This is a genomic window from Caballeronia sp. LjRoot34 (assembly GCF_964253815.1).
Taxonomy (GTDB): Bacteria; Pseudomonadota; Gammaproteobacteria; order Burkholderiales; family Burkholderiaceae; genus Caballeronia.
This window is the reverse complement of sequence record NZ_CAXUSB020000004.1, coordinates 107617-122364: the sequence shown is the minus strand read 5'-3', so window position 1 is coordinate 122364 and position 14748 is coordinate 107617. Positions and strand designations below refer to the sequence as shown.

At 57.2% G+C, this 14748-nt stretch carries 14 protein-coding genes and 1 pseudogene; 6 read left to right on the top strand and 9 right to left on the bottom strand.

The window, feature by feature from the left end; translation table 11 throughout:
• Position 1: 1 nt before the first annotated feature.
• The gene (locus ACSQ36_RS40940) at positions 2-826 is read right to left on the bottom strand and encodes a universal stress protein (RefSeq protein ID WP_436186608.1); all 825 of its coding nucleotides are present in this window, start codon (positions 824-826) and stop codon (positions 2-4) included.
• A 263-nt stretch (positions 827-1089) separates the two neighbouring features.
• The gene (locus ACSQ36_RS40935) at positions 1090-2610 is read right to left on the bottom strand and encodes an ArsR/SmtB family transcription factor (RefSeq protein ID WP_436186607.1); all 1521 of its coding nucleotides are present in this window, start codon (positions 2608-2610) and stop codon (positions 1090-1092) included.
• A gap of 367 nt (positions 2611-2977) precedes the next feature.
• Between ACSQ36_RS40935 and ACSQ36_RS40930 the strand changes: the two genes are divergently transcribed.
• Entirely contained in the window at positions 2978-3814 is an 837-nt protein-coding gene (locus tag ACSQ36_RS40930) for a potassium channel family protein (protein ID WP_436186606.1), read from the top strand.
• Between the two features lie 162 nt (positions 3815-3976).
• On the opposite strand, the gene ACSQ36_RS40925 is transcribed toward ACSQ36_RS40930, so the two are convergent.
• The 7 genes and pseudogenes from ACSQ36_RS40925 to ACSQ36_RS40895 all read right to left on the bottom strand — a co-directional run bounded on the left by ACSQ36_RS40925 (position 3977) and on the right by ACSQ36_RS40895 (position 8958).
• Positions 3977-4555, bottom strand: coding sequence for a hemerythrin domain-containing protein (locus ACSQ36_RS40925; RefSeq protein ID WP_436186605.1), 579 nt, complete (start codon positions 4553-4555; stop codon positions 3977-3979).
• 121 nt (positions 4556-4676) lie between these two features.
• On the bottom strand, positions 4677-5174 hold the full coding sequence (locus ACSQ36_RS40920; protein ID WP_436186994.1) for an IS5 family transposase: 498 nt from the start codon (positions 5172-5174) through the stop codon (positions 4677-4679).
• Positions 5123-5494, bottom strand: a complete 372-nt coding sequence (locus ACSQ36_RS40915) for a transposase (protein ID WP_436186993.1) — start codon at positions 5492-5494, stop codon at positions 5123-5125. The genes ACSQ36_RS40920 and ACSQ36_RS40915 overlap by 52 nt, the downstream gene beginning before the upstream one ends.
• Positions 5495-5521: 27 nt before the next feature.
• A pseudogene (locus ACSQ36_RS40910) lies at positions 5522-5743 on the bottom strand (IS110 family transposase); the annotation flags it as partial.
• 391 nt (positions 5744-6134) lie between these two features.
• The gene (locus tag ACSQ36_RS40905; protein WP_436186604.1) at positions 6135-6587 is read right to left on the bottom strand and encodes a YMGG-like glycine zipper-containing protein; all 453 of its coding nucleotides are present in this window, start codon (positions 6585-6587) and stop codon (positions 6135-6137) included.
• A gap of 756 nt (positions 6588-7343) precedes the next feature.
• Complete coding sequence (locus tag ACSQ36_RS40900; protein ID WP_436186603.1) at positions 7344-8201, bottom strand: ABC transporter permease; 858 nt, start codon at positions 8199-8201, stop codon at positions 7344-7346.
• A complete protein-coding gene (locus tag ACSQ36_RS40895; RefSeq protein WP_436186602.1) occupies positions 8158-8958 on the bottom strand; it encodes an ATP-binding cassette domain-containing protein in 801 nt (266 codons plus the stop codon). The genes ACSQ36_RS40900 and ACSQ36_RS40895 overlap by 44 nt, the downstream gene beginning before the upstream one ends.
• A gap of 587 nt (positions 8959-9545) precedes the next feature.
• Between ACSQ36_RS40895 and ACSQ36_RS40890 the strand changes: the two genes are divergently transcribed.
• From ACSQ36_RS40890 to ACSQ36_RS40870, 5 genes are read left to right on the top strand one after another with little or no spacing between them, the layout of a single operon-like run.
• Positions 9546-10124, top strand: coding sequence for a hypothetical protein (locus tag ACSQ36_RS40890; protein ID WP_436186601.1), 579 nt, complete (start codon positions 9546-9548; stop codon positions 10122-10124).
• On the top strand, positions 10117-10824 hold the full coding sequence (locus ACSQ36_RS40885) for an ABC transporter ATP-binding protein (RefSeq protein WP_436186600.1): 708 nt from the start codon (positions 10117-10119) through the stop codon (positions 10822-10824). The genes ACSQ36_RS40890 and ACSQ36_RS40885 overlap by 8 nt, the downstream gene beginning before the upstream one ends.
• Positions 10821-11906 carry an HlyD family secretion protein gene (locus ACSQ36_RS40880; protein ID WP_436186599.1) on the top strand — a complete coding sequence of 362 codons (1086 nt, stop codon included), beginning with the start codon at positions 10821-10823 and terminating at the stop codon, positions 11904-11906. The genes ACSQ36_RS40885 and ACSQ36_RS40880 overlap by 4 nt, the downstream gene beginning before the upstream one ends.
• Entirely contained in the window at positions 11906-13429 is a 1524-nt protein-coding gene (locus ACSQ36_RS40875; protein ID WP_436186598.1) for an efflux transporter outer membrane subunit, read from the top strand. Before ACSQ36_RS40880 ends, ACSQ36_RS40875 begins: the two co-directional genes overlap by 1 nt.
• On the top strand, positions 13426-14568 hold the full coding sequence (locus ACSQ36_RS40870; protein ID WP_436186597.1) for an ABC transporter permease: 1143 nt from the start codon (positions 13426-13428) through the stop codon (positions 14566-14568). The genes ACSQ36_RS40875 and ACSQ36_RS40870 overlap by 4 nt, the downstream gene beginning before the upstream one ends.
• Positions 14569-14748 lie beyond the last annotated feature (180 nt).

The following is a 14748-nucleotide window of genomic DNA, read 5'->3' as shown; positions in this document are numbered from 1 at the left end:
TCTAATGAGAAACAAGCACCGGTATTTTCGACGACAGGAGAACGGACTGGGTCACACCACCGAAGATGAACTCCATCCACGCGGGGTGTGAGTACGCTCCCATCACCACTAGGTCGTAGGGTCCTTTCTTGATCTGCTCCAGGAGTAAATAATCATCCTCGAGCGCGCTGAGTTGCAGCTCGTCTGATCCGGTCTTGACACCGTGTTTGGCCAAGTGCGCGAACAGGTTTTCCGCATCTGCCTTGCTGTCCGCAGCAGACTGGGAGGTGACGGTCAAGATCTGAACCGATCGGGATAGACGCAATAGCGGTAACGCATCGTGGATTGCTCTTACGGCTTCGCGGCTACCATCCCACGCCACGACAATGTTCGCGATCGAGCTCGACTGCAATGCAGCGGGCACAACTAGAACTGGGCGACCGCAACGCAGTACGACTGAGTGGGCGATCGGCAGCGGATGGGCTTCGGGCGAGCCTTGCCAATCGTTCTGCCCCAGGATGACAAGATCGGTAGAGCGAGCCCTGTTGCTGATACATTCGGCTATGTTGCCCTCTGCGCTGAACCAGCATGAATCAGCCAAGCGACCGGCGATTTCTTCGCTGAACGCCGTCGCTGCTGCTCGGGCATCAAGAGCCAACTTCGAGGAAAGATGTGCGGCGATGTCTGCCACTCGAGTTGGTTTGTATCGTGGCGGGACTTCTGCCGGCGGGGTCACATGTAGTCCGCTGAGTCGCGCGCCCGAGCGCATAGCGAAGTCGACAGCGAAGTGCAGTCTACGTCGCCCTGACTCGCTCCCGTCCACGTGTACCAGTATGTCGCGAAACATGTCCAGTCTCCTCATTGCTTCCGAATCGGATCTGGGGGCGCTGTCGACCAGACTGCGTTCCAAGGGGCGGCCGGCACTTTAGTCACGGAAATCGCCTTTCATGCATTTGACGTCCTACATCGTACATATACGTTGATGCGGATCAAGTGACTGCTCCAACGGTAAGCGATAGAGAAAACAACGCAAAAGTTTGAATTGTCGCGCCTCTGCCTCAAAGAACTTAGTAACTAAGGAGTTAAGTCTTCGCGATTTGTGAGAAGACTTCAGTGTGCTGCGGCCAGAATTGGAACGATGTTGAAACGAGTGAGAGAACAGGCAGCAGCGATGGCGGCACGGCCCAGACGCGTGAGGTAGTAGCGGTAGGTATGGGCGACCTTCTTGATCAAGCCGAGTGTGCGCAGTCGCGAGAGCTGTCGGGACAGCACTGAGGCGCTCATGTCCACATGCCTGGCCAGATCGGCACGGCGCAGGCCATGCACGTTGAACTCGCCGCGCTGCAAGGCACGTAGCAGTGCTTGCTCGCAGCCGTTGAAGAAGTTGAGTCCTTTGACCCTGCGCTCATCACTGCCTACGCGCGGCTGGCTCAAACGTTGAAGGTCGCGCTCACCAGCGCTTGGGTCATCCAGACTGGACAAAAACGCCAGGTAGCGTTGGTTGCAGCCCAGCATGATCTCGCGCAGGTCGATCAGGCTGTAGATGGTTTTCCTCAACGCTGCGAGTTCGTAGGTGCTTTGGCCATTCTTGTGTTCCACCTTGCGGTGGTGTTTGAAGAAGCTCACGTCGTTGATGGTGGTCTCTATGCGCAACACATGGGAGAACTTGTCGTAAACCTTGACGCTGGCAACGCCCATGTGGTGCTTGATGCAGCGCCCCTCGATGCGGGTGGACAGTCGCGAGCCGATCTCCTGTGCCAATTGCGGCGTGACCTTCTTGCCCAGGAAGCTGGCTACTTTCCCGGCGTGCGCGGCCAGCACCGCCTGACGCGACAGCACGTCGTACAGCGGCACCAGCGTCTGTTGGCTGCGGAACATCAGGTCAGTGGAATACTCGGCCTGCCGCAGGCTCCAGTGGTAGGTCTGGCCGAACACGTCGGGCACCGGGCACAGCCACTGCGCGCAGCGGTCCAGCCGCTCATGCAGCATATCGGGGCTCAGCGCGTCGGCTATGGCCTGTGCACGGTCCACATCGGCAATGCGTAAAAAGGCGTTGTCGGCCTGCACGAACCCGATGCCCTCGCGCTTGAGCGCACGGGCCACAGCGCCGTGGCCATTGCAGTAAAACTGCAAGCCGAACGGTGCCCAGGTCGGGACCCTGAGGTAGCACAGCCCGAGTTCGTCATCGATGAAGTAGAAGTAGAAGTAGTAGTGCAGACACTTGCCCGTCTCGGGGCGCAGGTAGGTCTTGCCGCTGCTCTTGTCGTGCCACGGCTTGTAGCTCGGGCAGGCCTCCATCGCCGAGATGACGTGCACCAGCCCGGGTGCATCGCCACGCCCCTGCAGCACGCGTGCCACCAAATCTTCCTTGCGGATGTGGCTCTTGTTGACGTGCTCAATCTCGATGCCGGCGGCGGCGCAGACCTCTTGCGAGCGCACCCGGATGCGTTCGCGCAGCGGTTCGGCGAACCTGGCGTAGTCAAATATGCGAATGCCGTTGGCGTTCAGAAAACTCGTCATGCCCGCGGCGTAGCACGCGCCGGGCAGCGTGCCCGTGATCAGGATTCGGTCAAAGCACGACAGCACGCCGTGCAAATTCGCCGCGTAACGCTCAATCAGATCGGCCTTCATGGCTCACACCGTCATCGGATGGCTACGCAACACATCGTATTACCTGTTTGGTTCCGGCTCGTCCGGCTTAGGTTGGAACGAAATGGAGCCCGTTGATCCACCGTCCGGCCGGCAAGACGGCTGCGAGTCGAGCAGCCAACTCTCATAGCAACGGCCTGGCTAATCTGTTGGAAGCATGGCACTTCATATGTCTGATCCGGATCAAAGATATTTGAAGTCGTTCTTATAGGATGAGCAAATCCGGCACGGTTCGGCGCTGTGCCACGGCGAAGCACTTTGCCGGAAGGTGTTTGCATTCAGGTCTGAATTTACCCCTGCTACGGCTCATCAAATGGACGATGGTTTTCACGTTCCCGGATTGGAGGGCATGGATCCGCACGATGATCCCAGGGCCGTGCGCGCGTGGCGCTGGCTTCACTGGGCTCTACTCGCGTTCAGCGTGCTCGCGATTCCCGCTTTCTACGTTCAGTTGACGGTCGGACCCTCTTTCTTTCGTGACCTTGGGCGAATACTGTATTCGTGCATGTTCGCCGGGTTCGCGGCTTCACTGGCCTGGGCTACCCACCTGAGTCGCAGACCCGCGCGATTTCTCCTTCGCAACCGGTATGACGTCGGAATCTTGCTCGGATCAGCGGCAAGCGTCGCGTGGGGCACGTCCCCGTGGTCGTCGCTGGAATGGGTGCTTCGCATTTCATTCATGGCCTTCGTAGCCCTGCGGATCGTGTTGTCCTTGCGCGACTTCTTCTCGCCTAACCGATTGCTCCTGCTGTTCTTGGCAGGTGCGGCCCTGCTTGCATCGGCAGGCGCTGGCTTCTACTGGCTGGAACCGCGAGTGCATACCTATGCCGAGGGCGTATGGCTCGCATTCGAAAGCAGTGCAACAGTTGGGTATGGGGACATCGCGCCGACGACACCGGCGTCCCGCATTTTTGCCGCGTTCGTGGTCTTGCTTGGCTACGGCATGCTGTCCCTAGTGTTTGCGAGCATCGCGGCGATATTTGTGGGTCAGGAAGAAAGAGTACTGCGCCGGGAAATGCATCGCGACATCAAGCACTTGCACAAGGAGATCGTTGCGTTGCGTGAGAGCGTGCAGGCTTTATGCGAAACACGCGACCGCGACTCGGCTTCACAAAGAGTGCACCTCGACTCGGACGACGATCGATTAGTTGAGACGCGTCTTCCCGACGCTCCTTCTAGCGATTGAGTCGCCGTTCGGCGCGGATACAACGGGGAGCTGGAATCAGCGGCTTGCGCCACGCTAAAGGCGTGGGGCATTTGGCGAGCGCGGGTCGTTATATTCTGGGAGATTCCGCGCCATTGCATCGGAAGGGACGCTGTTGGACTATTGCAAGCCCGTGTCCGCCTATCAATTCCGATCCGGGAAGGTTTTAACGATGATTGAGAACAGCTTGTCGAGATCCTCTTCAAGTTTGACACCCTCGAAGGGGTCGCGATTAGCGCAGAAGACACGGTCGATCTCGTTCCAGTCTTCTTTCGTTAGCACCCGTTGCGCAACCGGCAGAACTCGCTCCTCTTCCAGTTGCCTGTGGTTGGCGTAGAACTTTGCATACTCCTCCACTAACACATGCAACGCGGGGAGTGCCGGTTTTCCCGTCAATTCATAGCGGGTTAGGGCATTCTCCAGATTTCTAAGCCGTACGTCGCCCTGAGCATGCTGAAGTTCGAGCTCCTCGATGGTTTCATCGAGTTCATGCGTGCGTGCGCGCAATCGTGTGAACAGAAAGCGATCTTCTTTCGGGTGATGGACCTGGTCAGGATACTCACGGATGTAATAGAGCATCGCCCTGAAAACCATCAGGCTCGGAGGCTTGCCTCCCGCGTCCAGCATATCGACAAACCGGAGCATTCCCCCGATCACAGTCGTCAACTGTTCGTGCTCAGCGAGAATGACCTGTACGGCCGTTCGTGGTCCCCATGCAGACATGCTAACTCCGCGGTGATACAAGAAGGCAAGAAGGAAGGTCGAGCGATCGCGATGCAGGCACTGTCATTCGTTGACTGCGAAGCACGACCAGGAGATACCAAACTGATACTTAGAGGTGGTTTCAAAAAGCGGAAATAGATCGCTGGAGAGTATTCCAGCAGATCAGACAAGCAGCGAACTTCAAGAAGGCTTCATGGATCTTGGCGAGTCGCTCGTAGCGGATTCGCAGACGATGGAAATTATGGAACCAAGCATGCGTACGCTCGACTACCCATCGATACTTTCCGAGTCCGCTGCGGTGCTCAGTGCGGCGCTTGGCGAGTACAGGTTTAATGCCCCGTTCGCGCAATTTCTGTCGGTGTGCTTCGGAGTCGTATCCGCGGTCAGCATAGACGACTTGGGGCTTTTGCAAAGGGCGGCCGCGAATGCCACGGATGACTGGAATCGCGTCGATCAGCGGCAACAATTGTGTGACGTCATGACGATTGGCACCGGTCAAGATAATCGAGAGCGGTACCCCGTTTGCGTCAGTAGCGACATGGTGCTTAGAGCCGGGCCGCGCACGATCTACGGGGTTCGGCCCAGTTTTTGGCCCGCCCCAATAGCCCGCACGGAAGATGAGTCGACAACCACCCGCGACAAGTCGATCTGTCCAGCTGCGCGTAACTCGTCGAGCAGCAGTTCGTGCAATCGATCCCACACGCCTACTTCTTGCCAGTCGCGTAAGCGGCGCCAACAGGTCACCCCGGAGCCGCAACCCATTTCGGCGGGTAGATCGCGCCAACGTAGCCCTGTGCGTAATACAAAGACAATGCCGCTCAATGCCGCGCGGTCGGGTACTGGCTTGCGACCTGGATACTTCTCGCGTCGAGCCTTCGGCTTTGGCAGTAAGGGTTCGATTCGCTTCCATAATTCGTCGTCAATGATCGGCTTGTCCATTCCCTTGGTCTCGTCGTCACGATGGCCAAGGTTAACGGCATGTCCGAGATCTCTGAGCTTTCGTGCCATCCAATGAGCGCCAGCGCATGCCTCCATCACGACAGTGCAGCCGTGAAAGGTGGCGAAGAACTCAAGCACCTGCTTGCGCGAGAGCTTTTTACGAAACACAGCTTTGCCGATTCTGTCCTGCCCATGAACGTGAAATGAGTGCTTGCCCAGATCAATCCCGACTAACGTGACGTCTTGCATGGCATGGCCTCCGCTGGAAAGTTTCAGCAGCCTACTCGCTGAGAGGTGGGGGTGACCATCCCATTACAGCATGTCGAGAAAGTTAACAGCCCCGCAATGTCTTTTTGAAACCACCTCTTATAAAAAGCATGGCGCGTATCTGATTTAAGTCGTTGATCGAGATCAACTGGTGTGCACGATGTCGTTTGATGCTCGATCTGTGTTAACTTGGCGCGTCGCTCCGAACTACGTTCGCAGCCGAGAAATGCTCCGAGACTGATGTCGATCAACTGAAGGGCGGAAGAGACTCAATGCCGCGATACGGGAGGCGCCTGAAGGCACAGCGCGCGGCAGATCGACGAGGCGAAGTGGACAAGACGAGGGCCGGGTATAGCCATCTGGGTCGAGAGCGTCAATAACCCGGCGGTGGCGGGGGCGGCATACCGGGCGGCGGAGGCGGTGGAGCTGAAGCCCGGCTCGGGGTCGCATAGGATCCGACACCCTGCTGCGTGCTTATCATCGCACCACGGACCGGCACGCGGTTGCCGGTCGCATACATGCATTGCATGTATGCGTAGTCGTAGCGGCGCTGCACATCGTAAGCAGATCCTTGAGTGGCGTTTGCGCCGGCCATGCTGCCCGCCAGCAGCCCGACGCCCGCTCCCACGGCGGCCCCAGAGCCACCATTGAACGCCGCACCAGCCGCCGCGCCGAGCGCTGTGCCGACGGCGGCGCTACCAATCGCGCTGTTGGTGGCGGCGTTGTTGGCCGAGACTCCGCCAACCTGTTCGAAGGCGAACCGGCGACACGAGGCCTCGTCTGCACGGAACTGCTCGAAACTCTTTCCGGTGCCAGGGAGGACCATGACACTGGGCCCTGTCGGGACGACGGCACAGGCGCCTAAAATTACCAGCGATGCGCCCAATGAACCGAGTAATGCAAGCCTTGCATGTTTCACGGGGTGACCTTTCGCTCAGCGTTTAATTGGAGGAACTAGGTTGGGGCGCTACCGGCCGCCAACCGGCTGGGCAATCCCTCACATACGGGTAGTACGCTTTCGCTGCATCGCAGTAGTACCAGGAGCCGCTCTGCGGTCCTGGGCCACTAGTCATCTGCGGGGTCCCTCCCACTTGCCCCTGCTCGACATAGTCATCCGGTGGCGCTGCAGGCACCACCATAAGAGGAGGAGGGTAGTAGTAGGGTCCTGGCTGGTAGTAATAGGGCACTGGTACGACTGGATAGTAGTAAGGTCCTCCAACAACGATGCCAACGCCAACGTGCGCGGCACTTGCTGGCCCGCAGGCGCTAGCGACAATTAGCGCCACGAGTGGTACCAAGACGTTGAGACGGTTCAATTTTTCTCTCCTATGTTGAAATCAAAAGACTCCACCCAAGCTCCCGCTCTCGTGGCGCCGAACACGTATGCGTAGTGCAGGTAATTTTTGGAAATAATATAGCATTGCTAAATAACTAGGGACCGATTAACGAAGTGGTGATTTCAGGCGTTTGCACTATGGTTCCGGCGTTAAAGATCGATTCTTTGAGGAGCTCAACTCCTGCCGAGACTTGTTCAGCGGACTTGGGAAATCAATAGCCCGCGTACGAATGCTTCGTTTTTCTATCAGCGCGCGATATGCGGGTAGAGTCGCGCACTCACCGCCACAAGCGCTGCAAGCGTCAAGCTGAGTACGACTAGATCCACCCCTAGTCCTAGATGTGGCGTCCCGGCGAACCCCGGAAGAAGCAGCAATCTGAGCGCATCGACCTCATAGGTCAACGGATTCAGATGGGCCACGATCTGCAGGCTGCGCGGCATCATGGCGGTAGGGTAAATAGCATTGCTGGCGAAGAACAGTGGCATCGTAAGCAACTGTCCGACACCCATGAAACGCTCGCGGGTCTTGACCAGGCACGCGATAATCAAAGAGAAGCTCGAAAACACGGCGGCGCCCAGCGCGACAAACAACACAACTCCTCCCAGCGCAAACGGATCTACGCGCATCTTGACCCCGAGTACTGCCGCAAGAATCATGACGACTACTGCCTGGACCAATGCGCGTACTGCTCCCCCCAACGCTTTTCCCAGCACCAGCGATGCTCGCGGAGTCGGGCTTGCCAGGAATTTATGCACGATGCCTAGATCGCGTTCCCAGATGATCGAAATGCCGTTGAAGATCGCGATGAACAACACGCTTTGCGCAAGGATGCCCGGGGTCAGAAAATCCAGGTAGGGTAGTCCCGCAGTATCGATCGCTCGTGCCCGACTCATGACCTGCCCGAATATGAGCAGCCAAAGTGCAGGCTGCACCGCCCGAGTCAATAGTTCAGTCGGATCGTGGCGCAGCTTGCGCACTTCCATATCGGCGATCGCGATCGTCTTGGACAAAAATCCCATCGCGGGCCACCGCCGTGCCGGCTGCTCCGGTGACGATGTGTCAACCAAGCCGATTGGCTGTACGGCGGGTTTGAGAGGTTTCATTGTAGGCACCTTGCGTCGCGGCTTCTTCGCTCGTGTAATGTTCGAATACATCTTCGAAACTGGCGGTTTCCCCCAGCGCTCGTTGCAACTCACGCGGAGCACCAATTGCTGTGATCCTGCCTCGATTCATAATGGCTACACGATCACAAAGGCGTTCCGCTTCTTCAAGGTAGTGGGTCGTCAACAGAATGGCGCTGCCAAATCGCGACTGCAGGCTTTCCACCTGTTCCCACACGGAAATGCGCGCCACAGGATCGAGTCCGACTGTGGGTTCGTCGAGAAACAGAACGCGCGGTCGATGCAGCGTGGACTGCGCGATTTCCAGCCGGCGGATCATGCCACCTGAATAGGTCTTGACCATTCGACCGCTGACCTCGCTCAGGCCCATGAACGCCAGCGCGTCGCGAATCCGCGACGCGCGTTCGATCCGCGGAATGTCATAGAGCTTGGCAAACACCAACAGGTTTTCGAAACCGGTCAGGTCGCCGTCAGCTGACAGCGCTTGTGGGACGTAACCGATGATGCGTCTGACCGCCCCCGCTTGCCGCACGATGTCGAAGCCGCCAACTGTCGCTGATCCTTGGCTAGGCGGCAACAGGGTCGTCAGCATTTTGATGACAGTCGTCTTACCGGCGCCGTTACGGCCAAGCAGTCCAAACACTTCTCCCGCCAGGATGGACAGCGTTAGCGCATCAACAGCGGTAACGTTGCCAAAACGGCGCTCGAGTTCATGCGTTTCAATGATGGGCGGCTGCATCGTTATCCCGATTGGCCAAGAGAGGACAGGGCGCGTCAGGCTATACCATTGAACGTGACGCCATCTCCAATCTATTGCCTTTCGTCAGGTAGCGGTTGATCCAGGTCAACCTTAAGGTCGCCGGCCGACCGGGATTCAACGGCGCTATCCGCAACTGCGAAACAGCCGACCGGTCGCTGCAGGAACGAACCCGCCTGGAGATGACAGCTATGCCTAAAAATTCATCGGAATTCGCCCCGGGGGCATTGCGAAATGTGCAGCTCAATGACTGTTCGCGAGACACGAAGCGCAAACGCAAATTGACTGAACGCCGCGCAGTGGATACAACTCGCAAAGAGGCAGGCACCCCCTCGTCTGCACGGCTCCTGACTCTTCCTGTCTCCTGCTGTCACCTTCATGCGGCACCTGTCTCTCAACGAAATCGAGGCACTGGGTGCTTGACCTACATCAAGCGGCAACCCTGATGTGCCGGTAATCTGAGTTAAGTGCTTGCTCGTTTGGCTTCCGCTTTATGCGTGGAACCAAACGCAGACGAAGTCGGAATTGTAAGGAAACTAAACCTGATACAGGCCATCCCCGAGAACGTCATGTCTGAAACGCAACCGGCCCTTCTTACCCAAAAGAAAGCAGACTATGTTTTCCCGGCTCTGGGAATAGCAGCGCTCGCACTGGGCCTTTATCAGGGATTCGTAAGGGATGGTGGTTCGGTACTTGTTTTCATTCTGTTGGGCGGTAGCATCGTCTTTTTTGCCATTGCGCTATATCCGCTTTTGACTCGGTGCAAAGATCAAGTCGCCATTGCATTCAGTGCCGTGCTTCATTCCGCGGCCAAGGTCGAGACTCGGCCCGCAACCAAACCCGGGACTCGTCCGGACGAAAAGAGCGCGATAGTAATTTTGATGAACACGAGACTCGGCGACCTGTGTGGCGATGATTTCCTCAACGACCCTGAGCGTGCGGGACGTATCGTCGCCCAAGCGATCGTTCGGGCTCAAGCAGAGATCGCGACTACGACGATGACTATGACGACCAGTCAGCCCGATGCTGAACTTAAGTCGGAGACCCAACCAATAGACGAAGGGGCTCTGAGTTTGTCCGCCGGTATGCCACCCGTTGAGATAGCGGGTCCTGAGAGTGCAACTCTTGGCAAACTGAAAAATGGCTGAAGAACCGCGGCATGAGGCAATTGTTGCAGTCGGCCTGACGAAATGGTTTGGAGAGGGCGCGACCAGGATGACAGCCGTCAATAGTGTTGACTTCGTCGCGCACTTGGGCGAAATGCTGTTTATCGTCGGCCCCTCCGGTAGCGGCAAGACGACGATGCTCAGCATGATATCGGGGATTCTTCGTCCTGACGCGGGCACAGTGAACGTCAATGGCGCCGATATATGGACGCTGGACAACGACGCATTAGCCGAATTCCGTCTGAACACTGTTGGTTTCGTATTCCAGGACTATCACCTGTTTCCCCGGCTGACGAGTGCCGAGAACGTCGCCATTCCGTTGATTCTGAAACAGCGCGACTGGAATGACTCAATCGCCGAGGCAACAAAATGTCTCGAGATTGTCGGGCTCAAAGGTCGCGCTGGGATTTTGCCGGTAAAGCTCTCGGGAGGAGAGCAGCAGCGAGTCGCGATCGCGCGGGCAATTGTGAGTGGCCCCCAAATTCTGATTCTTGACGAACCCACAGCCTCTCTTGACGGTGACACAGGAAAAATGATCATCGCCTTTGTCAAGGAGAAAATCCTCAATCGAAACCGCTGCATCGTGATCGTCACCCATGATGTGCGCATTAACGAATATGCCGATCGGATCATCCATATGGAAGACGGTCGCATTACCGGGTTGGACAAGGGGACGGAATGAGAAACAAGGTCATCTTTGCCCTCTCGATAATAGGGATGCTAGCGGCGTTGATTGGTGCCTTCATTTTCGGTATCCAGAGGAAACCCGAACCTCCGGTGTTTCACCCAATCAGCAACCCCTATGCGACGGCGATCTACGCCGACGGCATCGTTGAGAGCGAGCAGGGCGGTGGCGCGAATATCAATATCTATCCAGAAGTTTCGGGCCCAATCACCCAGGTTCTGGTGCACGAAGGCGAGTCCATATCAGCCGGCACGCCGCTCCTTCGGATTGACGATTCCGTGCAAAAAGCAACCACGGAGCAGTTGCGTCTGCAGTCGGACGGCGCGCTCGTCCTGTTGCAGGAACTCAAGGCCCAGCCGCGAAAGGAAACCCTGGATATCGCAAAAGCGCAGGTAGACCAGGCTGAATCCAACCTGAAGGCTGCGCACGACCAGTACGATAAGCGCCGCGCTTCGTACGAGTTTGACCCGAGATCGATCAGCAAGGACGTGGTCGATACTGCCCAGGACGCCGTTGCTCAGGCTGGAACCACACTAGAGGTAGCCCGCAAGCAATATGAATTGACCCGGGCAGGGGCGTGGAGTTACGACATACAGAACCAGGAGAAGCAGTATCAGGGGCTTACGCAGGCATACCAGTCTGCTAATGCACTACTGCAGAAATATACAGTCAAGGCGCAGGCGGACGGAGTCGTGCTTGCGCTCAATGCATCACCTGGAAGCTATGTGTCCTCGCAGGGTGTCTACGATGCCTACACGCAGGGAACCGATCCGGTAGTCGTGATGGGGGCGTCCCAGGACTACCTCGCGGTACGCTGTTATGTGGATGAGATTCTCGTCTCGCGGCTCCCAGCCCCGGCGAGCATGCGAGCTCAGTTGTCAATTCGGGGTACTGATATTAAAGTGCCGCTGGAGTTCGTCCGGGTACAACCCTATGTGTCACCAAAAATAGAGCTGTCTAACCAGCGCCAGGAAAAGGTCGATCTGAGAGTGCTGCCGGTGATTTTCCGGTTTAAGAAAAAGGATCTTTCGATGGTCTATCCGGGGCTGTTGGTCGATGTCTTTATCGGGTCGAAATAATGCCGGCACTCAATCAGACGCCGTACGAGATGCGTGCAGCACAAGCCTCTCGATCGTCAGCGCGGCGATTACTCCCCGGCATGATCGCCGTGGCGATGCTCGGCGCGTGCTCAGTCGGTCCCGATTTCGTCAGTCCGGCGGGCCCCGGAGTGGATCGCTATACACGCGAGCCGCAGCCGGTCGAGACCGTCGTGGCGGACAACGTGGCACAACGCTTCACGCCCGGCGAAGCAATCCCTGCCGATTGGTGGCGGCTGTTTAAATCGGATCAACTCGACACGATAGTCCAACGGGCAATTTCTAACAATCCGACGCTCGAAGCGTCGGAGGCAAGCTTACGTCAGAGTCAGGACAACCTGCGCGCCGGCTACGGTGTGTTCTTCCCGCAAATAGGGGCCGAGGCAGATGGCAGCCGGCAGCGCACGGCACCCCTGGAAAACGGATTGCACACGCCAGGGACGATCTTCAATTTAATTACGCTGAGCGGCACCATCAGCTACGCACTCGACGTGTTCGGAGGCAAGCGCCGCGAGGTAGAAGGGCTGCGCGCCCAGACCGACTACCAACGCTACGCAAGCAAGGCGGCCTATGTGAGCTTGTCTGCCAATGTCGTCAATGCAAGTATCGCGCGAGCCGCCTACGCCGCCGAGGTACGTGCGACCGAGGAGATGATCGAGCTCGAGAACCAGCAACTTGAGGCCACTGAGGCGCAGCTTCGTGCCGGCACGGCCGCCTATGCGAACGTCCTGAGCGTTCGCAGTCTGATCGCCACGAATCAGGCAGCGCTGGCGCCTCTGAAACAGAAGATCAGTCAGGCAGATCACTTATTGGCGACGTTGGAGGGTGCATTTCCGTCCCAGGTTGACGCATCCGAACTCGACTTGAGCTCGTTGACCCTGCCATCCGATCTGCCGGTGAGCTTGCCGTCCGATCTGCTTCGCCAGCGCCCCGATATCCTGTCGGCCACCGCGCAGCTGCACATTGCCAGCGCAAACATTGGCGTTGCGACCGCAGCCATGTTTCCCAGTTTCACATTGAGTGGGACTTATGGCGCCGGAGGTACGAGCTTTGGCAACCTGTCATCGGACAGCTTCCGTTTCTGGAGCATTGGCCCCTCCGTTACGATGCCGCTTTTTCAGGGCGGCAGTCTGTGGTACGGCCGCAAGGCGGCGATCGACGCTTATCAGCAGGCGCTCGCAAACTACAGACAGACGGTACTTGGGGCATTCGAACAAGTTGCCGATTCCCTGAGGGCGTTGGAACACGATGCACAGGCACTGCAGGCGCAGGTTGAAGCACGGCACGACGCTGCGCAAGCGCTGTATCTGATACAGGCGAACTACCGCGCGGGAACGGTTGGCTACCTCGATGTGCTGATAGCCGACGTGCAATACCACCAGGCGACTCTTGCCTATCTGCAAGCCGTCGCACAGCGTCATCAAGACACGGTTGCCTTGTTTGTCGCGCTCGGTGGGGGATGGTGGAACGATAAAGATCCGGCAGGCGAGGGCCAGACGCGATGAAATATGCCGGTGTCATGCGTATAGGGTTCAAGCTGTTGGTCAACGACAAGGCCAAGTTCTCTGCGCTGCTGATAGGGATCACGTTCGCCGTGTTTTTAATGGTGCAGATGACGGCTATGTTTGCTGGCATCCTTAACCGTGCTTATTCGACGGTCACCAATATTGGTGCGACGATATGGATCATGGACCCGGCCGTCAACACGCCCACCACCTCATTTCCTCTGCCCGATTATTTGCTGGACGCGGTGCTCAGCATGGACGGGGTTAGTTACGCGGTGCCGCTCTTTATCGGCGGCGCACAGGTTAAGCTCGCCGATGGCACCTATCAAGCTGTAAGCGTAGTCGGTCTGGACGACGCGAGCTTGTTCGGCCGCCCGGACATGGAAAAAGGCAACATTCTGGATATTTACGCCGACGACGCATTCATGGTGGTCAACGACTCGGAATTCTCGAAAATGGAGAACCCGAAGATCGGTACGACGTTCGAACTGAACGACCATCGCGGCGTGATTGTCGGCGTCGCCCGGGTTGCCGCCAACGGATTGAACGGCGTACCGACGCTGTACACGACCTACAACCGGGCCATCCAATACATTCCGGGGACGCGTTTCACCATCTCCTACGTACTCGTGCAGGCGAAGAGCAAAGCCGACATCCCGCGTATCAAGCAGCAAGTGGCAAAACTCGGTTATCTCGCCCTGACCAAAGATGAGTTCAACCAGCGCATTGCCGACTATTACACCTACCAGACAGGCATTGGCACCAACATCCTGTTGATGACCATCATCAGCTTTATTGTTGGACTTTCCATTTCCGGACAGACCTTCTATACGTTCATCCTGGAGAACCTGGATAAGTTCGGTGCGCTCAAGGCAATCGGGGCAAAGGGGCGTGAACTGGTGTACATGATTCTGTTCATGGCGACCTTTACGGCGCTCACAGGATATGGTCTCGGGATTGGTCTGGTGACACTGGTGATTGCTATCGCGAGAAATATGTTGCCCAACTACGCCGCGATCACGACATTCTGGAATTTGGGATTAGCATTCGGTATGGTCGTGCTGATCGCGGGGATATCCAGCTACATCGGGGTGCGCAAGGTACTCAAGATCGAGCCCTTCGATATTTTCAGGGGGTAGCGCGACCTGCATCGCAAAGGCCCTCAACTACGACAATCACAGGACCTATATGGGGAGCACGGGCTGGCGAGCTTGCTTACTCAGGGAATTGAGTCAATGAATCGAGTCAATGGCCTTGGGGAGGTCTGCAAGTTTAACGGTTCGTGAGCCAGATCAACAACATGCGCGATGCAATCTCTA

What these genes read in the sequence shown, in the direction of transcription:
- ACSQ36_RS40940 (WP_436186608.1), bottom strand. Translation starts at nt 826, where the DNA reads ATGTTTCGCGACATACTGGTACACGTGGACGGGAGCGAGTCAGGGCGA.
- ACSQ36_RS40935 (WP_436186607.1), bottom strand. Translation starts at nt 2,610, where the DNA reads ATGAAGGCCGATCTGATTGAGCGTTACGCGGCGAATTTGCACGGCGTG.
- ACSQ36_RS40930 (WP_436186606.1), top strand. Translation starts at nt 2,978, where the DNA reads ATGGATCCGCACGATGATCCCAGGGCCGTGCGCGCGTGGCGCTGGCTT.
- ACSQ36_RS40925 (WP_436186605.1), bottom strand. Translation starts at nt 4,555, where the DNA reads ATGTCTGCATGGGGACCACGAACGGCCGTACAGGTCATTCTCGCTGAG.
- ACSQ36_RS40915 (WP_436186993.1), bottom strand. Translation starts at nt 5,494, where the DNA reads ATGGACAAGCCGATCATTGACGACGAATTATGGAAGCGAATCGAACCC.
- ACSQ36_RS40905 (WP_436186604.1), bottom strand. Translation starts at nt 6,587, where the DNA reads ATGGTCCTCCCTGGCACCGGAAAGAGTTTCGAGCAGTTCCGTGCAGAC.
- ACSQ36_RS40900 (WP_436186603.1), bottom strand. Translation starts at nt 8,201, where the DNA reads ATGAAACCTCTCAAACCCGCCGTACAGCCAATCGGCTTGGTTGACACA.
- ACSQ36_RS40895 (WP_436186602.1), bottom strand. Translation starts at nt 8,958, where the DNA reads ATGCAGCCGCCCATCATTGAAACGCATGAACTCGAGCGCCGTTTTGGC.
- ACSQ36_RS40890 (WP_436186601.1), top strand. Translation starts at nt 9,546, where the DNA reads ATGTCTGAAACGCAACCGGCCCTTCTTACCCAAAAGAAAGCAGACTAT.
- ACSQ36_RS40885 (WP_436186600.1), top strand. Translation starts at nt 10,117, where the DNA reads ATGGCTGAAGAACCGCGGCATGAGGCAATTGTTGCAGTCGGCCTGACG.
- ACSQ36_RS40880 (WP_436186599.1), top strand. Translation starts at nt 10,821, where the DNA reads ATGAGAAACAAGGTCATCTTTGCCCTCTCGATAATAGGGATGCTAGCG.
- ACSQ36_RS40875 (WP_436186598.1), top strand. Translation starts at nt 11,906, where the DNA reads ATGCCGGCACTCAATCAGACGCCGTACGAGATGCGTGCAGCACAAGCC.
- ACSQ36_RS40870 (WP_436186597.1), top strand. Translation starts at nt 13,426, where the DNA reads ATGAAATATGCCGGTGTCATGCGTATAGGGTTCAAGCTGTTGGTCAAC.